This is a genomic window from uncultured Oxalicibacterium sp. (assembly GCF_913776015.1).
GTDB lineage: Bacteria > Pseudomonadota > Gammaproteobacteria > Burkholderiales > Burkholderiaceae_D > Oxalicibacterium.
The window spans coordinates 1-17,260 of the sequence record NZ_CAJYMD010000032.1 but is presented as its reverse complement, the minus strand read 5'-3'; the positions used below and the strand labels follow the sequence as shown (position 1 = coordinate 17,260).

Annotated in this window: 23 protein-coding genes and 1 pseudogene; 8 read left to right on the top strand and 16 right to left on the bottom strand. The window is 54.6% G+C overall.

Annotation, left to right across the window (positions count from 1 at the left end):
- Positions 1–181 (bottom strand): hypothetical protein (locus QZ725_RS05080; protein ID WP_293776949.1); only part of this gene is annotated, 181 nt, incomplete at its 3' end.
- 267 nt (positions 182–448) lie between these two features.
- Entirely contained in the window at positions 449–760 is a 312-nt protein-coding gene (locus QZ725_RS05075) for a hypothetical protein (RefSeq protein WP_293776947.1), read from the bottom strand.
- A 90-nt stretch (positions 761–850) separates the two neighbouring features.
- Between QZ725_RS05075 and QZ725_RS05070 the strand changes: the two genes are divergently transcribed.
- The 4 genes from QZ725_RS05070 (at position 851) to QZ725_RS05055 (ending at position 2,490) form a co-directional block, all read left to right on the top strand.
- Positions 851–1,402 (top strand): DUF2726 domain-containing protein, encoded by a 552-nt coding sequence (locus QZ725_RS05070; protein WP_293776944.1) that lies wholly within the window; start codon positions 851–853, stop codon positions 1,400–1,402.
- A gap of 90 nt (positions 1,403–1,492) precedes the next feature.
- Positions 1,493–1,786, top strand: coding sequence for a hypothetical protein (locus QZ725_RS05065; RefSeq protein WP_293776942.1), 294 nt, complete (start codon positions 1,493–1,495; stop codon positions 1,784–1,786).
- A 218-nt stretch (positions 1,787–2,004) separates the two neighbouring features.
- Positions 2,005–2,229, top strand: coding sequence for a glycine zipper 2TM domain-containing protein (locus QZ725_RS05060; RefSeq protein WP_293776940.1), 225 nt, complete (start codon positions 2,005–2,007; stop codon positions 2,227–2,229).
- Positions 2,230–2,322: 93 nt separating this feature from the next.
- Positions 2,323–2,490, top strand: coding sequence for a hypothetical protein (locus tag QZ725_RS05055; RefSeq protein WP_293776938.1), 168 nt, complete (start codon positions 2,323–2,325; stop codon positions 2,488–2,490).
- A 181-nt stretch (positions 2,491–2,671) separates the two neighbouring features.
- Here QZ725_RS05055 and QZ725_RS05050 read toward each other — a convergent pair whose 3' ends face one another.
- The 6 genes from QZ725_RS05050 to QZ725_RS05025 form a co-directional block, all read right to left on the bottom strand.
- Positions 2,672–3,016, bottom strand: a complete 345-nt coding sequence (locus QZ725_RS05050; protein WP_293776936.1) for a copper-binding protein — start codon at positions 3,014–3,016, stop codon at positions 2,672–2,674.
- A 47-nt stretch (positions 3,017–3,063) separates the two neighbouring features.
- Positions 3,064–4,341, bottom strand: a complete 1,278-nt coding sequence (locus tag QZ725_RS05045; protein WP_293776934.1) for a copper oxidase — start codon at positions 4,339–4,341, stop codon at positions 3,064–3,066.
- Between the two features lie 12 nt (positions 4,342–4,353).
- Positions 4,354–5,694, bottom strand: coding sequence for a TolC family protein (locus QZ725_RS05040; protein ID WP_293776932.1), 1,341 nt, complete (start codon positions 5,692–5,694; stop codon positions 4,354–4,356).
- An 82-nt stretch (positions 5,695–5,776) separates the two neighbouring features.
- A complete protein-coding gene (locus tag QZ725_RS05035; protein WP_293776930.1) occupies positions 5,777–6,127 on the bottom strand; it encodes a hypothetical protein in 351 nt (116 codons plus the stop codon).
- 83 nt (positions 6,128–6,210) lie between these two features.
- The gene (locus QZ725_RS05030) at positions 6,211–6,663 is read right to left on the bottom strand and encodes a hypothetical protein (RefSeq protein ID WP_293776928.1); all 453 of its coding nucleotides are present in this window, start codon (positions 6,661–6,663) and stop codon (positions 6,211–6,213) included.
- 59 nt (positions 6,664–6,722) lie between these two features.
- Positions 6,723–6,995 carry a metal/formaldehyde-sensitive transcriptional repressor gene (locus QZ725_RS05025; RefSeq protein WP_293776926.1) on the bottom strand — a complete coding sequence of 91 codons (273 nt, stop codon included), beginning with the start codon at positions 6,993–6,995 and terminating at the stop codon, positions 6,723–6,725.
- Positions 6,996–7,053: 58 nt separating this feature from the next.
- Between QZ725_RS05025 and dmeF the strand changes: the two genes are divergently transcribed.
- On the top strand, positions 7,054–7,998 hold the full coding sequence (gene dmeF, locus QZ725_RS05020) for a CDF family Co(II)/Ni(II) efflux transporter DmeF (RefSeq protein WP_293776924.1): 945 nt from the start codon (positions 7,054–7,056) through the stop codon (positions 7,996–7,998).
- Between the two features lie 69 nt (positions 7,999–8,067).
- On the opposite strand, the gene QZ725_RS05015 is transcribed toward dmeF, so the two are convergent.
- Both QZ725_RS05015 and QZ725_RS05010 read right to left on the bottom strand, forming a co-directional pair.
- Positions 8,068–8,766 carry an esterase gene (locus QZ725_RS05015; RefSeq protein ID WP_293776922.1) on the bottom strand — a complete coding sequence of 233 codons (699 nt, stop codon included), beginning with the start codon at positions 8,764–8,766 and terminating at the stop codon, positions 8,068–8,070.
- A gap of 143 nt (positions 8,767–8,909) precedes the next feature.
- Entirely contained in the window at positions 8,910–10,490 is a 1,581-nt protein-coding gene (locus tag QZ725_RS05010) for a glucan biosynthesis protein (RefSeq protein WP_293776920.1), read from the bottom strand.
- Positions 10,491–10,766: 276 nt separating this feature from the next.
- On the opposite strand from QZ725_RS05010, the gene QZ725_RS05005 reads away from it, so the two are divergent.
- Both QZ725_RS05005 and QZ725_RS05000 read left to right on the top strand, forming a co-directional pair.
- On the top strand, positions 10,767–11,051 hold the full coding sequence (locus QZ725_RS05005; RefSeq protein WP_293776918.1) for a hypothetical protein: 285 nt from the start codon (positions 10,767–10,769) through the stop codon (positions 11,049–11,051).
- A gap of 246 nt (positions 11,052–11,297) precedes the next feature.
- Positions 11,298–12,140, top strand: a complete 843-nt coding sequence (locus QZ725_RS05000; protein ID WP_293776916.1) for a serine hydrolase — start codon at positions 11,298–11,300, stop codon at positions 12,138–12,140.
- A gap of 78 nt (positions 12,141–12,218) precedes the next feature.
- Here the strand turns inward: QZ725_RS05000 and QZ725_RS04995 are convergent, their stop codons facing one another.
- From QZ725_RS04995 to QZ725_RS04985, 3 genes are read right to left on the bottom strand one after another with little or no spacing between them, the layout of a single operon-like run.
- Positions 12,219–12,524, bottom strand: a complete 306-nt coding sequence (locus QZ725_RS04995) for a DUF6587 family protein (protein WP_293776914.1) — start codon at positions 12,522–12,524, stop codon at positions 12,219–12,221.
- Between the two features lie 24 nt (positions 12,525–12,548).
- Complete coding sequence (feoB, locus tag QZ725_RS04990; RefSeq protein WP_293776912.1) at positions 12,549–14,384, bottom strand: ferrous iron transport protein B; 1,836 nt, start codon at positions 14,382–14,384, stop codon at positions 12,549–12,551.
- Between the two features lie 8 nt (positions 14,385–14,392).
- The gene (locus QZ725_RS04985; RefSeq protein ID WP_293776910.1) at positions 14,393–14,632 is read right to left on the bottom strand and encodes a FeoA family protein; all 240 of its coding nucleotides are present in this window, start codon (positions 14,630–14,632) and stop codon (positions 14,393–14,395) included.
- Between the two features lie 184 nt (positions 14,633–14,816).
- Here QZ725_RS04985 and QZ725_RS04980 point away from each other — a divergent pair, with 184 nt between their 5' ends.
- On the top strand, positions 14,817–15,026 hold the full coding sequence (locus tag QZ725_RS04980) for a DUF3820 family protein (protein ID WP_293776951.1): 210 nt from the start codon (positions 14,817–14,819) through the stop codon (positions 15,024–15,026).
- A 208-nt stretch (positions 15,027–15,234) separates the two neighbouring features.
- Here the strand turns inward: QZ725_RS04980 and alkB are convergent, their stop codons facing one another.
- The 3 genes and pseudogenes from alkB to QZ725_RS04965 form a co-directional block, all read right to left on the bottom strand.
- Entirely contained in the window at positions 15,235–15,888 is a 654-nt protein-coding gene (alkB, locus tag QZ725_RS04975) for a DNA oxidative demethylase AlkB (RefSeq protein ID WP_293776908.1), read from the bottom strand.
- A complete protein-coding gene (gene ada / locus QZ725_RS04970) occupies positions 15,885–16,997 on the bottom strand; it encodes a bifunctional DNA-binding transcriptional regulator/O6-methylguanine-DNA methyltransferase Ada (protein WP_293776906.1) in 1,113 nt (370 codons plus the stop codon). The genes alkB and ada overlap by 4 nt, the downstream gene beginning before the upstream one ends.
- 111 nt (positions 16,998–17,108) lie before the next feature.
- A pseudogene (locus QZ725_RS04965) lies at positions 17,109–17,260 on the bottom strand (MFS transporter); the annotation flags it as partial.

Genomic DNA, 17,260 nt, shown 5'->3' with positions numbered 1-17,260 from the left:
ATGCCCACATTGCGCCGCCGATCAATGAAGCGTCTGCTACGGACAGAGAGCCAAGCGAGGCAATAACACTCTCTGCACCTGTTTCCACAACGTAGCTACACGTGTGCGGATTCTGTTGCGTCGGGTCCAGTACGAGTACGAGACCATCAGCGGTTTGTTTTGCGATTGCGCACACTGGCATCACAGCACCTTACGAATGAGAGCGCGGACGATTGCCGACACAGCAGCCGAGATCGCACGGCGCGTGATGTAGTCACGCATTCGCATCACCACTCCCCTGCCATGCCGCCGAGCTGGTGGAGCATTTGCGATGCCTTTGCATTGCATGTGCGCTCGGTGTATGCGGTATGAGCCTTAAAACGATTGGCGAGAAAAACACCCAACAGGTGACGCGAAGCGCACCGCGCTGCCATGACCAATCCCACTTGAATGTTCATTCCGCTTTGCATTACGCGGCCTGCTTTTGTGGTGGCGGTGCGATTGGCTGGCCTTTTGAATCGCATGGCTCGAGAGTGTGAGGAACGGACTCAATACGGCCCTGCTGAGTACGCGACAGACGGAAGTCGATAAGGTAGAAACCGGGTTGCGCGTCTTTGTATGCTTCAGGGAGCATCAATTCGCCAACGAGCGGTTCTACCGTGCCGTCTTTGTTGAGGACTTCGGCCACGGTTTGCGCCATGCGCATGTCGTATGCATTGCCAGTCTTTTTCGACGTACCGGCGTTCTGTTTGACGTAGAGAATTTGGATTTTGGTTTTCATGGCACTAGCCCTTTATTGATGACGACGAAGCGTCAGTTAAGAAATCGACGTGGTAAATTGCGTTGAAGCAACAACAGGGGGAAAAACAAGATGGAAAAAATGTTCATTGCTGCACTGGTGGTAATCGTTCTGCTGGCAGTGGCAGGCAATTTGAAAAGACGAAGTGGCTCAAGCACGGATTTGAAATACCGAGCGAAAACGCTGATGTCAGAGAATGAGAAGGAATGGTTTAAAGCGATCAAACGAGCAGTACCGCATGCACATGTGTTCGCGCAGGTTGCGATGAACCAACTTGTGGAGCCGGACGGCAAGCCATACACAGGCCCATACCAGAGCGCTTTAAACAAGATCACATCGCGCAGCATCGACTTCGTTTTGTTGAGCCCCGATTTAAGTGTGCTGATCGCTATCGAAATCGACGACCGAACGCACAACCAAAAGCGCAGGAAAGAAGCGGACGACAAAAAGACGAAGGCATTGCAGGATGCAGGTGTGGCGCTTCTACGTTTTCCGGCGACGCCGGTAGCCAGCAGCGAGGCGATCAAGGAGCGATTTGTTGAGGTCATCGCGGCGAAAATGCAAAAGCCAACCGATGGACGAATCGAACCAACCATGACACCCACTCCCCTTAAGCCGTTGTGATATGTTTACCGGGTAAAACGTTTGTTGTTACAACGAATGTTGGGATGCAAGGTACAACGTTCGTTGTGACATTTCAATGGGGAAATTCTTATGAGTTATCTAGAGATTGTTAAATTGGCTTTGAAGGGGCGCACAGTAAATGCGGCTGCGAAGCAGTGGGGAATGCACCAGCAAACGCTGGAAAAATACGCAAAAGGGACGCGCCTACCGGACTATTTGACGGCCAAAAAAATGGCAGTTGAAGCGGGAATTTCAGCAGGGGAAATGCTGGACGTGCTGGCGGCTGAAGAAGCAAAGCGTAAGGGCAAAATCGAAAAGATTTCCGAATCTTTTAAACGGCTCTTACGCATGGCAAAGCTAGACGGAAAGCCACTTTCCGCTTAGTACGTAAGAGCTGATTTGCCAGAGAACGAACTGCAAATTATGCGAAATTATATGAAAGTACTGTGGACGAGATGATCAACGTTGATATGCTTTTTGACCGCACTTTTCCTCCTGTTTTCGGTTAAAAACCGTACTGAATTACGCAGGCCCGTCCGGTAATTTTCTAATGCCAGATCATCCAAGGCATGGGCTTTCAACGCGGCTTTAAGGAGATAGAGATGAACAAGTTAAGCAAAATGATTCGCATGGTGGGTGCTGTTGGCTTCGTGGTAGTGCTGAGTGCGTGTTCAGGCATGTCAACACAGGACCGTAATACCTTGATTGGCGCTGGTGCCGGGGCCGTAGGCGGTTCCGTGCTGACAGGCGGTAGCGCTTTGGGTACGGTGGGCGGAGCGGCTGTCGGTGGCTATATTGGTAACCAGGTCGTCAAGCCAAAGGACTGATATGGGAGTTTGAAGGCAGACCTTGCAGCGCTCCAGTCTAGTTAATTTCGCTTTGCGGCATAATGCTTCCTGTTTTTAAATCAGGAGAACGAATTGGTCTGGACTGCTGCTGTTTTGTTTGTGGCGTTGATTCTTGCCATTCTTGCCGCACGGGAGTCCACGAAGACTGCGCGCAAGAGTGAAAATGAAGTAATGCCTGCTGAAAAACCTGAAGGGCTTTCAAAGAAGAAAAAGAAGCAGCGCAACAAGGAAGCAAAATAATTAAAGTAAATTTTTAAATGTGAAGCTTGAGACTTTATTTTTAGTCGATTGATTTTAAAGAAATTTATTGAGAATTTCTTTGCCTTCTCAGACGCATGCTCAAGTCAATTCTATGCTTGCATAAATTCTCTTGATACAACCGGATGCCAATCGTAGCATCCGGTTTTTCATAAGAAAGTTCTCAGCTTTCTGATTCAGATATAACCTCCATCCGTGTCACTGTATAGACGCCATCAATCTTGTCGGCAACAAAACGGATCCGATCGCCCTCCTTCACTTGCGCCAGCATTGCCAAATCTTTGACCAGAAAAACCATGGTCATGCCGGGCATGCCAAGATTTTCCAGAGGGCCGTGCTTGATTGTGATCTTGCCCAAATCCTCGCGAATTTTCTTGATTTCTCCGTGGCTCATGCCTGCCTCGGCAGATGCATGGCTGGCATGGTCGGCATGACTTTCTTCCGCTGCATGCGAGAGAGATAAACCGGCCAGCAAGGATGCTGCGACCAGCAGAGTTTTGATCTTCATGATGTTCCTTTCTTGCCCGATCGGGCCGTCATTTGATTATTGGTGTTCTATTTCAATTCGTACGCAACCGTGCCTTTGGGATGGCGGAACCAGCCCGGATCGCGATAGTCGTTTGGTTTCTGATCCTTGCGGATCTTGACGAGGGTGAACATGCCGCCCATTTCAATCGGGCCGAACGGCCCACGACCGCCCATCATCGGCAAGGTATTGTCGGGAATCGGCATTTCCATCTCGCCCATGTCACTCATGCCGCGCTCACCCATGACCATGTAATCAGGAATGATGCGAATGATCTTGTCGGCAATCTTGCGATGGTCCACCCCAATCATGGTCGGCACGTCATGCCCCATCGCATTCATGGTGTGATGCCCCTTGTGGCAGTGAAAAGCCCAGTCGCCAACATCAGTGGCATCGAATTCGATGGCGCGCATCTGGCCTACGGCAATGTCCGTCGTGACTTCGGGCCAGCGAGCGGTTTGCGGCACCCAGCCGCCATCCGTGCCGGCGACTTCAAATTCATGGCCATGAATATGAATCGGATGATTGGTCATGCTCAAATTGCCGACACGTATACGCACGCGATCGCCCTGCCGGCACGCCAGCGAGTCGATGCCGGGAAAAACGCGACTGTTCCAGGTCCACAGATTGAAGTCCGTCATCGTATTGACCTTGGGCGTGCTGCTGCCAGGCTCGATGTCGTAGGCATTGAGCAGGAACACGAAATCACGATCCACACGATGCAGCGCAGGATCTTTGGGGTGCGTGATCCATGATCCCATCATGCCCATCGCCATCTGCGTGACTTCGTCGGCATGCGGGTGGTACATGAAGGTACCGGCGCGTTTTGCCTCGAATTCGTAGACAAAGGTTTTGCCGACCGGAATCTGCCGTTGCGTTACGCCGGCCACGCCATCCATGCCATTGGGCAGGCGTTGCCCGTGCCAGTGAATCGAGGTCGGTTCCGGCAACTTGTTGGTGACGAAGATGCGTACCTTGTCGCCCTCCACCACTTCGATCGTTGGGCCGGGGCTGGAGCCGTTGTAGCCCCATAGCGTCGCCTTCATGCCTGGTGCCAATTCACGGATGACGGGTTCGGCGATCAGGTGAAATTCTTTCCAGCCGTTTTTCATGCGCCACGGTGCGCTCCAGCCATTGAGTGTCACCACCGGATGAAACGGCCTGCCGGTTGCCGGCAAAGGCGGCGGCAAAGTATCGGCATGCCGGACGATTTGTGCCTCAGGCAAGGTTGCCGCCCCTGCCCTGCTCACCAGTCCGGCACCGATCAGCGTACCGGCACCCGCCAGAAAATGTCTGCGTGTAAGCATAAGAATTCCTTGTCAGTGTTCGTTGTTGGTAGCGTTGGTCGCAACCGCGCGATTGGCATTGGTTGATACATCAGTGGGCGATCCCGCACCGTTGATGGCAGCCTGCAAATCGGTCTCGGCCAGCCAGAAATCGCGTTGTGCATTGATGGCAGCATTGACCGCGTCGATCTGCCGGCATGCATCTGCCAGCAAATCGAAAACGCTGGCAAGCATGCCGTTGTAGCGCAATTGCATTTCTTCCGAGATTTTCTTGCGTAGCGGGACGACCTCATCGCGGTAATGCCGCGAAAGGTCGTAATTTGTGCGATAAGCGGAGTAGCTTTCCCGTACTTGCGAACGGGCACGGATAGCGGTGTCTGCCGTGCGATTCAACGCCTGCATGTAGAGCGCCTCGGCTTTGGCGACACGTGCTGTGCCCCAGTCGAACAAGGGCAATTCCAGACTGATTTCATAGCCGTCACGCCGTGGCGCACCGGTTTCACTTTTGTTGCGATAGCCGAGATCGAGCACATTGATGAAACGTGTCGTCTTGTTCAGTCCGAGAGCTTGTGCTGTCGAGGCAGTCGCCTGTTTGGCAAGCTGGATGTCGAGACGATTTTCCAACGCCAATTTCTCCAGATCGATTGCGTCGCGTGGCGTGCTCGGCAACGCGGGCAAGGTATCTGGCAATGACAGCGTAACGTCGCTTTGCCACAGCCCCAGCAGACGGATCAGGCGCTCTCTTGTCACGCGCTCTTCATGCTGGCTGCGGGCCAAGGCGGCAGTGGCATCGGCATAGAACATCTGTTCGCGTGCAGTATCGAGACGATTCCAGTTGCCAACCTGCTGCATGCGTTGCGCAAGCTCTGCACCGGCTTCCGCTGCTTGCTGCGCACGTGCCATGAATTGTGCAGTTTGTCTGGCGGCGACTGCCGAAAAGTAGGCGCGACGCACATCCGCCGCCAGCGTCACGGCACTGGCAGCCGCACGCACACGCGCTTGCTCAAACCGGCCGCGTTCGATTTGCGTACGCATTGGCATGGTGAGCAAACCGGCCAGATCGAACATGATGCCGCGTTCGATTTCTGCTCCTCCACCCGTGCGTTCCAGGCGACCGAACGATATGCCCGGATTACGCAAGCGCCCGGCTTGCACAAGATCGGCCTCTGCCACACCCAACTCCGCTAGATCAGCTTGCAGGGCGGGATTGTTCAAGAGCGCAATACGTACCGCATCGTCGGCAGTCAGCGGTTGAGCGAGTAATTGACGCACCTGCTCGCTGCGGCGTGATTCGGCCTGCGCATCTTTTGTGTTGTTGGCGCGCTCCAGCGGTTGGCCGATACGCTGTTGCGTCATCTGCGACACTTCGGTCATGCCGCCATCTGCAGAAAATGCAGCGCATCCTGACAGGAGCGCGCTTGCTGCAAGAACATAACAGGCATGTTTATGGCGTGACTCAATGCGCATGATGATGCCCTCCATGCGACTTGTCGGCATCGGATGATGGTGCTTGTTCTTTCGATTTTTCGGCTGGCGGGGCAGCATGGTGATGCGCGCCGGCATCGTCGGATTCAGCTTCGTTTGCGATATGGCCGGCATGGCCACCGAGCGTTCCGACCAGATCGTTGGCCGCTCGCCATTTTTCGAGCGATGGTACTGGGGGATCTTGATGCGGCAGGTAATCGGCAAACGCCGATTGGTAAGTCGTTACCATACCGGCTTGTGCGGGATCAGCAGGATTCGGCTGGGCATGAGCGCATGCCACAGTGGCCGCCAGCAAAGCGGGCGGAATCAGAGAGTAAGACATAATTTTCCGTTGAAACGCATGCTTTACACGGACTATCCGTGCAAAGAATCCGCCGCGCCGACAGGCGCGACACATGAGCAAGTTCAGACGGAAAAGTGCCGGGGCGGTCGTTTGATACCGTCCGGAATATGGTTGGGGAGTAAGGAGGAGTCGACGGTTGCGACAAGCGCGGTGTCACATGCAGGTGCTGCAAATTCCGGCATGGTCGGTAACAAGGCAGCGCCGACATGACAGACGGCGCAAATACTGCAGGTTGTCGCCCCGGCATGATTGTCGTGCTTCATGCTGCGATGATCCTTGCCTTGCCCTTGATGAACGTCGCTGGAGGCGTTCGCAGCGGCATGCGCATCCTGCTGGTGTTCTGCATGCATGGCATGTTTGTGCGTGTCGTCATGCTGCATGCCGACATCCATGTTCTGACCGCTCATCTGATGCATTGCGGGCGGACAAACCGTTTGCGTAACCGCAGCCCATCCCTGCAAAGGCAACGCCATTGCGAGCAGATAAAGCAACACGATACGTAAGATGCGGTTCATGGGCGAAAGTCTAGCATGAGGTTTTACATTCGGCATGGCAGGCAAATGACGGATGTCACTTACTTTAGATATGAACGCAGTACGCCAATGACGTGCTCGACATCTTTCGCACGTTGCGCTGCCGAAACCTGTTCGCTGCCGAGATGTTCTCGCACATGACTTTCCAGCACTTGCGCCATCAAACCATTTACCGCGCCGCGAATCGCCGCAATCTGCTGCAGAACTGCCGCACAGTCGGCGCCGGATTCAATGGCATTTTCCACGGCCTGCATCTGCCCCTTCATGCGACGAATGCGTGCCAGTAATTTGGCATCGCCGGTTGTATGCGACATTTTTTATCTCTTCAAATATACTGGGGGGCAGTATATTTCAAATCGACTGGTATGGCATATGGAAACCGCAACACGCACGCACGAACATGTATTCAACGAAGGCAACCCGATTGGCGAACGCAAGACGGCGTGGGCGCTGGCGCTGACCGTCGTCATGATGGTGGCCGAGATTACAGGCGGTTACCTGTTCAATTCGATGGCATTACTGGCTGATGGCTGGCACATGAGTTCGCACTCCCTGGCGCTAGGTCTTTCGGTGGCAGCCTTCGTGCTGGCGCGTCGGCTGGCGCACGACACGCGTTTTGCCTTCGGTACCTGGAAAATCGAGATTCTCGGCGCTTATACCAGTGCCATTCTGTTGTTGGTGGTGGCGGGACTGATGTTTTATCAATCGGTCGATCGCTTGCTTCATCCAGCGGCAGTTCACTACGACCAGGCGATCCAGATCGCCGTGATAGGGCTGCTCGTCAATCTCGCTTGCGCGTGGTTGCTCAAGGACGACCATGCACATCATCACCATCATGATCATGCTCACGATCATCATCACGCGCATGAGCACCATTCGCATCACGATCTGAATTTGCGTTCAGCCTACTTGCACGTGGTTGCCGATGCCGCCACCTCTGTACTGGCCATCATCGCGCTGTTTGGCGGCAAACTCTGGAATGCGGGCTGGATGGATCCTGTGATGGGGATTGTCGGCGCGATACTGGTTTCCGTGTGGGCGGTCGGCTTGCTACGTGACAGCGGCCGCGTGCTGCTGGATGCCGAAATGGATGCGCCGATCGTGGAAGAAGTACGCCAGGTGATTGCCGATAGTCCTGTGCCCGCAATCATCAACGACTTGCATGTCTGGCGTGTTGGCAAGGAAAAATACGCGTGCATTCTCGGGCTGCAGGTACAAGGCGAAGCAAATGCCGAGGATTTTCGACACATGCTGTCCATTCATGAAGAATTGGCGCATGTGACGATAGAAATATCGCATGCATCATCGCGCCTGTAAGCAGGTGTCAGGACCAGCACGAAAATTTCGACTGCCTACCTAGCTGGTCGGAAACTTCAATATTTCTGATCAGGCCGCTGTCTGCCTGTCTTTGCCGAGAAAGAAATCGACAGCCAGGGCAACGATCGGTGGATGAATGATGTGCAGACCATTGAACTCGACGTACTGCACGTCGTAGCCAGCCGCCTTGAGTTGGTCTGCATGCTTGCGGCCACTGGTTGCGATCGGCAATTGCTCATCTATCAAGCCATGTGCAATGAAGACCTTGGGCGTGCCTTCCTGCGTGAACACCGACATGAAGCCGCCCGAAAACACGATCACATGGCTGACCAGATCGCCATTGGTGATGCCTGTGGACAGCGAGTAGCTGCCGCCATCGGAGAATCCGGCAAAGCCGAAATGTGCAGGGTCGATTTCAAAGCGCGAAGAGACTTCTTCCAGCGTCTTGCCAAGGCGCTCCAGATCGGGGCCGTTGCCACCGATGACGATATCCCATGTCACGAACTGCGACTGCGGTAGCAATAACAGGAAACCATTGCGTTCGGCATGCTCTTCCAGAAACGGACGAACCTTTTCTGCACTGCCGCCAGCACCGTGAAACATGACCAGCAATGGCACAGGCCCATCGGTTTTCAAGGTCGTTGGCACATATAGCGCAGGATCGCGTTCGCCGAAAAGTTCGAGCGAATGCAGGCCGGCAGGCAAACGTTCCTTGGTCGGGGCGTTGAGGGAAAAGGACAAACGACCAAAGAGGGAAGGATCGAACATTGCAGACTTTCTGAAAAACGGGAAAGGGAGCGCGCCTTACTGGGACATCGACACATGGGCTGCGATTATGACAAATTTTGCACCGGAATGGCGCTTATCCAAGTGCCATCAGCCTGCTTGCCGTTCCTAAGTGTTGGCGAACACTAAAACCGCCGGTCGTCAGGCGGCGTCCATTGATAGAGCCAGGTTTCGGTCAGCGTTTGTCCATCTGCACGCAAATACAGGCGCAGATCGACCGGCCCCTTGTGGTCATCCGCAACACGCACATCGAAGATCGCCCGATAGCCACTGATTTCATGCAAGGGGCGTGCGGAAGGAATCTCGATCGTGCCCTGCGTCGTTGAAATGACAGGCTCGACCTTGGTGTCCTTGCCAAGCAAGCCGAGATCGCCACCAGCGAAATCGATCGCAAAACGCCATGAAAAATAGCTGCGTGGTTTGCCGATCACGCCACCAATGCCAGTACGCGTCGCGACGACAGTTGCCAGATCTGGGAGCGCGGGCATTTTTCTTCCCCAGTGCAGTCGATAACTGAACAAGCATTCTTCGCCGGGTTGCGGCTTTGTTTCCGGATTCCAGAAGGCGACGATGTTGTCGAAGGTTTCGTCGGGCGTCGGGATTTCCACGAGTTGCACACTGCCCTTTCCCCAGTTGCCTTTGGGCTCAACCCACAAGCTGGGACGACGCTCGTAAAACACGCCATCGTCCTGATAGTGATCGAAGTTGCGATCGCGCTGCATAAGCCCGAATCCGCGCGGGCTGTTGTCGGCGTAGGCGTTGAAACGCAGTTGTGCCGGATTGACCAGTGGCCGCCATATCCATTCGCTAGCACCGGTCAGCATGGATAGCCCGTCTGAGTCATGAATTTCGGGACGCCAATCATTACTGATGCGCTTGTCATTTTCGCCCGTCATGAACATGCTGGTCAGTGGCGCAATGCCGAGTCGTTCGATTGGCTTGCGTGGGTAGAGCGCGACATCGACATCCATCACCGTCGTCGCGCCGGGCGTAATTAGGAAACGGTAAGCACCGGTAATGCTCGGCGAATCCAGCAAAGCATACACGGCAAGCGTACTTGATTGCCGTGCAGGTCGTTCGAGCCAGAATGCACTGAAACGCGGAAATTCCTCAGGCCTGGGCATGCCGGTATCAATTGCGAGGCCACGCGCCGACAAGCCGTATTGCCAATCGCCACCCACCGCGCGGAAATAGCTGGCACCGAGAAAGGCCACGATGTCGCGCACCAGATCGGTATGAAAATTGATGCGGAAGCCGGCAAAACCCAAATCCTTCGGCAAATCGCTTCCCGCCAAACCGCTTTTCCCGTAATTGAACATGGCCGGGTCGTAGGCGATCACACGAGCCTTCCCGTCGTGTACCTCATGGATGGTGACTGATTGCGTGGCGTACATTCCGAGGTGAAAGAATTTGAGCTGAAAACGCAAGCGCTCGTCGCCCCACAATGCGTGGTCATTGCGGTAGCTGATGGACTGATACTGATCCCAATCCAGTTGCTTGACTTTGGAAGGCACCTTGTCTGGAGGCGCCTGGTAAGGCTGGCTGGCCAAATGTCGTGCCTGTCCTTTCAGCCACGCATAATCGAATTTCTCTGGCTTTCCCAGAGTTTTTACTTCGCTTTGCGTTGATGTCGCCGCACCAAGCGATGGCGCGCTCAAGCCGGCGAAAGTCAATGCAGTTGTTTTGAGTAAATCGCGGCGGCGCATTGGATTCCTTTACAATAAGCCTCTTATCAGTTCGTTCACTTTGGCACACAGGCAACGACAATGTTCCTCTTGCGCCATATCGGAAAGAAAAAGAATGCAAGAATTTACTTTATGTTTTTATAAATATTATTTAAAACAATAAGTTAAATAATATTTATAAAGTTTTTTCTTGAAATTTGCGCATGAAATTGTTCACCCTGCGGATTGGAGTGAACGAACGCAGCAAAGCGCAACCAAACAGGTTAAGCATTCCAAAACGGCTATTTGCATTCAGCCTTGAACGTCGGCTACTTCAGCCATTTTTTAGAAAGGTACTCCATGAGCGATACTCCGGTAGACAACACCCAGGCAGAACAACCTGAAACGCTGACGAAATCGGAAGTCTTTTCGTTTTGCCGCCATCTTGGCCGCAGCCTGAAAAATGCCGATTCCAGTGACTTCCTGCTCGCATCCAAACTGACGCGTGAAGCGGAATATCTGGAGAAAAATGGCTTCAGCAGCGCATCGGAAATGTTCGTTGTCGTTGCACAAACCTTGGCACCCACGCCGCCAAATAGCTGATTCGTAGGTTTCGTTTTTCGTTAATTACGGCAAGGCGTGTCGTTTGCGCCTTGTCTGTTCTTCTTCCCTTCCTGCAAGCGCCCTTGCCCATACGCTCTGAATCTTCAGACAACACTTTCGTTTTCAAACATTTATCATCCGTAAAAATAAGTGTCTGAATTTCGTCATTACTCTCAATTCCTGCTTTAGCCTAAAGAAAAACGCTCTATTATTCTTGCTCGGTGTAAATTTTCCGGGCAGGTCATGATGATGAAATCCGTTTTTCTGGCAGCAGCGCTTCTCGCGCTCTCTTCCGTTGCCTTTTCCACTTCTGCCGCACCGCTGGGTTCGCGCCATGCCATCGTGGTGGATGAGCAATCGGGCGAAATCCTGTTTCAGAAAAATGCCACCGACATCGTACCGATTGCCTCGATCACCAAACTCATGACTGCCATGGTGGTGCTGGATGCGCGACTCGACATGTTCGAACACATCACTATTACCGATGCGGACGTCGATATCATAAAGAACAGTTCTTCACGCGTACCCGTCGGTGCCGTGCTTTCGCGCCATACTTTGCTTGAACTGGCTTTAATGTCTTCCGACAATCGCGCTGCACATGCGCTGGCTCGCACGTATCCCGGTGGCTTGCCCACCTTCCGCGTCGCGGTACGCAACAAGGCGATGGAATTGAATCTGCGCCGCACCAATATCGAAGAGCCGACCGGTCTCTCGCCCTACAACACCTCCACGGCTAGTGATCTGGCACGCATGACGATGGCAGCCGCCCACTATCCTGAAATCGAGCGCATCACGACTGCTGCTGGCGATTTGATCGATATCGAAGGCAAGCTGCGTCAATATCACAACACCAATCAACTCGTCAGCGATCGCAACTGGACCATCCTGCTATCCAAAACCGGTTTTACGCGCGAAGCTGGTCGCTGCATCGTCATGCGTGTACGCGCTGCCGGCCGTGATGCCATCATGGTTTTGCTGAATGCGAAGGAAAAGACTGCTCGTACTGCCGACGCCAACACCTTGCACCGCATGCTGACCGGACTGGAGAACCCGCAGGTCATCGCCAATGTGAACTACAAGATGCGATAAAAAGGCAGGACCGTCCGGGAAAAGAATTGCTCAGGGAGAAAGCAGAAGTGGAACGCCCACCGATCGGTGGGCGTTTTTTTATGGGTTGCGATGAAAGTGCAGCGGCTTTTCGTTTGGTGCGGAAGAAGAGTCCGACGATTCTGAGGGCGTTTCGCACGTTGAACAGGTATTGCAGCCGCTACCGCATCCGCCACCCGATTCTGTTTTGGGCATCAGAAAACTGCCCGTTGCCTTCAGTACACGTTGGCGCTGCGGCTTGTTCAGCCACTGCGCCAACGCCAATTGCTGTTTGCGTGACCACTTTGGCATCAAGCGCTTGACGACCGAAATGAGGCTGGCAAGCACGATGATGCCGATGATGCCTTGCTGCAGATAGTCGTTCATCGATGCGCTCCTTGTTCGACGGCTTCAGCCGGTAATGGCGGCCGTGATGTGATACGTGAGAAAGGCCGCAATATAAGCCAGTGCAAACAGGTAACCGGCTGAAATCGCCACCGGTTTCCATGAATTGGTTTCGCGACGGATCACGGCCCAGGTCGACAGACATTGTGGCGCAAAGATGAACCAAGCCAGTAGCGAGAATGCCGTTGCCAGCGACCACTGCGCTGCGATCAACTCGCCCAATTGGGCTGCCACCACATCTTCCGATCCCGACATGGCATAGACAGTTCCCAGCGCCGCTACGGCAACCTCACGTGCGGCCATGCCCGGCACCAAGGCGATACAGATTTGCCAGTTGAAGCCAATCGGTGCAAATACATATTCCAGTAAATGACCGATGCGCCCGGCAAAGCTGTAATCGATCGGTGGCAACGTGGCGCCTTCTGGCGGTCCTGGAAAGGTCGTCAGGAACCACAGCAATACCGTCAGCGAGAGAATGATCGTTGTCACGCGACGCAGGAAAATCAGCGCACGCTCCCACAAACCGAGCAAGACGTTCCGCACTTTGGGCACGCGATAGGAAGGCAGTTCCATCAGCAAGGCATGATCGCTCTTGTCCTTGCGAATGCGTTTGAGAATCCAGGCAACCGCCAGCGCACTGACAATGCCGGCAACGTACAGGACAAACAGCACAATCCCTTGCATGTTGAAGATGCCCCAGACTTCGCGTTGCGGCACGAAGGCGGCAATCAGCAAGGTATAGACCGGCAAGCGCGCCGAGCACGTCATCAGCGGTGCGACCAGAATCGTGGTCATGCGGTCGCGCGGATCCTGAATGCTGCGTGTGGCCATGATGCCCGGAATGGCGCAGGCGAAACTCGATAGCAAAGGAATGAAGGCGCGGCCGGTCAGGCCGACCTTGAACATGACACGATCCAGCAAAAAGGCGGCACGCGGCAAATAGCCCGACTCTTCGAGTACGAGAATGAACAGGAACAGAATCAGAATCTGCGGCAGGAAGACTAGCACCGCACCAAGACCAGCAAACAGACCGTCCACAATCAGGCTATGCAGCAAGCCTTCGGGGATCGAGGAGGCGGCAAACTCCCCCAAAGCGCCAACGCCGCCTTCGATACCATCCATCAAAGGTGCGGCCCAGGAAAACACGGCCTGGAAAATCAGAAACATTAAGAGTGCCAGAAAAACCATGCCGAATACCGGATGCAGGACCCAGCGGTCGATCAGATCATCCGCTACGGCCGTGGAGCGCGGCATGGTGACGGCAGCGGCGAGAATGCGACGCACCTGTGCATGAAGATCGGCATCCACGGAAGCGGGATCGACAGCTTGTGGCGTTTCGATGGCATCCAGATGGCGAACCAGTTCATCGCTGCCGCCGCTGCGAATGGCGACGGTTTCGATCACGTCCATGCCTAGTTGGCGCTGCAACTCTTCGCGATTGATGGTGATGCCGCGTTTGCGGGCAGCATCCATCATGTTCAGCGCCAGTACCATCGGACGTCCCAAACGCTTCACTTCCAGAACGAAGCGCAAATGCAGACGCAGATTGGTGGCGTCGGCCACACAAACGATCATTTCCGGCATGGCCTCGCCCTGCACCTTGCCCAGGCAGATATCGCGCGTGATCACTTCATCCGGGCTGGTCGCATCGAGGCTGTAAGCACCCGGCAAATCGAGTACGCGCATGACGCGACCGGAGGGAGCAGTGAAACGCCCTTCCTTCCGCTCGACGGTGGCGCCAGCGTAGTTGGCCACCTTCTGACGACTGCCAGTCAACTGATTAAACAGCGCAGTCTTGCCGCAATTGGGGTTGCCGACGAGGGCGATACGGGAAATGGACATGAAGAACTTCAGGAAGCGAGATGAATGCTGACGCGTTGCGCTTCAGTACGGCGCAGTGCGAAACGCGTATAGCCGATTTGCACGAGCAAGGGATCGGCACCGATCGGGCCGCGTGCGACAATGCTCACGGGCTCGCCCTCGACAAAGCCCAGTTCACGAAGTCGACGCGAAATCGGGTCATTGTGTTCAAGACCGCTGACGGCATCGACGATGGCTGGCGTAAAGGGAGAAAGATCGGACAGGTTCACAATATTCAAATACAAATAGTTACTATTTACATTGACATTGTAAGCGCTTTTGTCTTTCGCTGCTGCATTCTCTCCCTCTATGCCTTATGCGAAGCACGCGCTGTTCACGAGCGAAGATAAAGAAGTCGACCGATCACTGTGCCGCACAATTGCCGTCCACTATGATCAACCTGGTATTCAAGCGATGCATGCTGAAATATTGAAATCCCTGCTGATGACCGTTATGCCATTCGGGAAGTACAAAGGGCGCCTCATTGCCGATCTGCCCGGACATTATCTAGGGTGGTTTGCGCGTGAAGGTTTTCCTCCGGGCAAACTCGGCAGCCAACTTGCTCTCATGTATGAGCTCGACCACAACGCATTGCGGCATTTGCTCGATCCGTTGCGTAATTGAATATTCATGCAAGTAAATCCTCATGATGAAAAGCTGGGTGTCACCCTATTAATGCGCGATTGGCCGAATGCGTCTGCTTAATCGAGAACCGCAGCACTGACAGCGACGGCGCAGCCGCAATAATGCGCCAGGTCAGCCCTGGCAGTATCTGGGAAACAACTTGTTCTAATCATGGATGGTGGGGCGACCGTGTCGTCGCTACCGCTCCCTATCCTGCCTTGCGAAAAGTGAGGTTGAAACGCATTGACCCGGTCAGGGGATGGTGCGCAGATTTCAATGGTGCAATCGCGTGATAGGCCAAGCGGGCATTGCCGCCCCACACAACGACGTCGCCATGCCCGAGTGGAAAACGTTTGACCGCATCGCTGCGCTGCATGCCACCGAAATGAAACATGGCTGGAATGCCTAGGGAAACCGACACAATGGGTTGCGTGCGGTCTGGCTCATCGCGGTCCTGATGCAGGGAAAGGCGTGCGCCAATCTCGTAGCGGTTGATCAGACAGGCATCAGGGATGAAATCCAGGAAACCGGCTCGTGCTGCCGCCGCACCAGCCAGTTGCAAAAAACTCGCTGGCATATCGGGCCATGGCCGATTTGTCAGTGGATCGATTGCTTCGTAGCGGTAGCCACGTCGATCACTGGCCCAGCCCAGCGAACCGCAATTGGTCATGGCAACCGACATGGTGAAGCCGCCCGGCGTAACCAGATGGCGGAATGGCGAAATATCCGCTATATCGCGGATGGCATCCAGCAAAACCTGTTGCTGCGCTGTCGCAAAATTTCGCAGGATCATGGCGCCGTCCGCGATGATTTCTTCGCTGGTATCCGAAAGCGGCAAGTCATCGAACAGATTGCCATTCATGTCTTGCGTTCCTTGTGCTGCCCTGCGCGTGCGGCTTCCTGATCCAGCAAGATTTGCTTGCGAGCCAGTCCCCAACGATACCCACCGAGACCGCCGTCCGTCCGCACCACGCGATGACAGGGAATCGCCACAGCAAGCGGATTGGCCGCACACGCGCTGGCGACCGCGCGTATCGCTTTCGGCGCGCCGATACGCTCTGCCAGTTCGGTGTAAGTCAGCGTCGTGCCAGGTGGGATGGTATTCAGTGCTTGCCAGACGCGCTGCTGAAACACGGTTCCGCGCACATCCAGCGGTAGTTGCAAGCCCAGAGCCGGTTGCTCGACAAAGCCGACAACCTGCGATACCAAAGACTCAAACGATGCATCGCCACCGACCAATGTCGCTTTGGGAAAACGATCCTGCAAATCACGCAACAAGGCTTCGGCATCTTCACCCAGCAGGATCGCGCACAACCCGCGCTCGCTTTGCGCCACCAGAATGCTGCCGAGCTTGCATTCCCCAACGGCGAAATGAATGATCGTTCGCGCACCGCCATTGCGATATGCGGAAGGTTTCATTCCCAAATTCTTGTCTGCTTCCGCGTAGAAGCGACTGCCAGCGCCATAACCGGCATCGAAGGCGGTTGCCATCACTGCCCTGCCCTGCGTCAAATTCTCACGTACGCGATTCGATCGACATGCTTTTGCATATCCCTGCGGCGTCAGCCCCATCGTCTGCTTGAACAGACGATGAAAATGGAACTTGCTCATGCCAGCTTGCGCCGCGAGGGCATCAAGCCGTGGCATGTGATCTGTCGCTTCGATCTGGCGACATGCGGTGATGATCGTTTTTTGGTGCAATTCGTCCAGCGGTAATTGGTCGGGCTTGCAGCGCTTGCATGGGCGAAAACCTGCCCGCTCTGCTGCATGTGCATCAACATGAAATGCCACGTGCTCCGGCCGCGCAAGACGAGAAGCGCAGGACGGCCGACAATACACGCCGGTGCTGGCGACCGAATAGAAGAACTGGCCATCTGCCGTTTTGTCGCGTGCGACGACCTGTTTCCAGCGCGAATCCGCCAGGGTCTGTTGCGCGCGCTCAGTGGAAGAAGGCGAGAAATTTTTTTTCATGCAGCCAGTGTAGCAAGCGCGTTTTTTACCTGCACCCTGCTTCTTGCTTTTGAATCCCGCAAAAGAAAATGCCCGCTCATGGCGGGCATTTTTCAGCAACTGCAGACGATCTTAGCGATTGACCTGACGTGCGGGTTGCAGCAAGGCGAGGATGGCGCCGAGAATCAGTGCACCGGCTACGAAATACATGCCGGTATTGGTGCTGCCGGTGACATCTTTCAGCCAGCCGACGATGAACGGGCTCACAAAACCGGCCAGATTGC

What these genes read in the sequence shown, in the direction of transcription:
- QZ725_RS05075 (WP_293776947.1), bottom strand. Translation starts at nt 760, where the DNA reads ATGAAAACCAAAATCCAAATTCTCTACGTCAAACAGAACGCCGGTACG.
- QZ725_RS05070 (WP_293776944.1), top strand. Translation starts at nt 851, where the DNA reads ATGGAAAAAATGTTCATTGCTGCACTGGTGGTAATCGTTCTGCTGGCA.
- QZ725_RS05065 (WP_293776942.1), top strand. Translation starts at nt 1,493, where the DNA reads ATGAGTTATCTAGAGATTGTTAAATTGGCTTTGAAGGGGCGCACAGTA.
- QZ725_RS05060 (WP_293776940.1), top strand. Translation starts at nt 2,005, where the DNA reads ATGAACAAGTTAAGCAAAATGATTCGCATGGTGGGTGCTGTTGGCTTC.
- QZ725_RS05050 (WP_293776936.1), bottom strand. Translation starts at nt 3,016, where the DNA reads ATGAAGATCAAAACTCTGCTGGTCGCAGCATCCTTGCTGGCCGGTTTA.
- QZ725_RS05045 (WP_293776934.1), bottom strand. Translation starts at nt 4,341, where the DNA reads ATGCTTACACGCAGACATTTTCTGGCGGGTGCCGGTACGCTGATCGGT.
- QZ725_RS05040 (WP_293776932.1), bottom strand. Translation starts at nt 5,694, where the DNA reads ATGACCGAAGTGTCGCAGATGACGCAACAGCGTATCGGCCAACCGCTG.
- QZ725_RS05035 (WP_293776930.1), bottom strand. Translation starts at nt 6,127, where the DNA reads ATGTCTTACTCTCTGATTCCGCCCGCTTTGCTGGCGGCCACTGTGGCA.
- QZ725_RS05030 (WP_293776928.1), bottom strand. Translation starts at nt 6,663, where the DNA reads ATGAACCGCATCTTACGTATCGTGTTGCTTTATCTGCTCGCAATGGCG.
- QZ725_RS05025 (WP_293776926.1), bottom strand. Translation starts at nt 6,995, where the DNA reads ATGTCGCATACAACCGGCGATGCCAAATTACTGGCACGCATTCGTCGC.
- dmeF (WP_293776924.1), top strand. Translation starts at nt 7,054, where the DNA reads ATGGAAACCGCAACACGCACGCACGAACATGTATTCAACGAAGGCAAC.
- QZ725_RS05015 (WP_293776922.1), bottom strand. Translation starts at nt 8,766, where the DNA reads ATGTTCGATCCTTCCCTCTTTGGTCGTTTGTCCTTTTCCCTCAACGCC.
- QZ725_RS05010 (WP_293776920.1), bottom strand. Translation starts at nt 10,490, where the DNA reads ATGCGCCGCCGCGATTTACTCAAAACAACTGCATTGACTTTCGCCGGC.
- QZ725_RS05000 (WP_293776916.1), top strand. Translation starts at nt 11,298, where the DNA reads ATGATGAAATCCGTTTTTCTGGCAGCAGCGCTTCTCGCGCTCTCTTCC.
- QZ725_RS04995 (WP_293776914.1), bottom strand. Translation starts at nt 12,524, where the DNA reads ATGAACGACTATCTGCAGCAAGGCATCATCGGCATCATCGTGCTTGCC.
- feoB (WP_293776912.1), bottom strand. Translation starts at nt 14,384, where the DNA reads ATGTCCATTTCCCGTATCGCCCTCGTCGGCAACCCCAATTGCGGCAAG.
- QZ725_RS04980 (WP_293776951.1), top strand. Translation starts at nt 14,817, where the DNA reads ATGCATGCTGAAATATTGAAATCCCTGCTGATGACCGTTATGCCATTC.
- alkB (WP_293776908.1), bottom strand. Translation starts at nt 15,888, where the DNA reads ATGAATGGCAATCTGTTCGATGACTTGCCGCTTTCGGATACCAGCGAA.
- ada (WP_293776906.1), bottom strand. Translation starts at nt 16,997, where the DNA reads ATGAAAAAAAATTTCTCGCCTTCTTCCACTGAGCGCGCGCAACAGACC.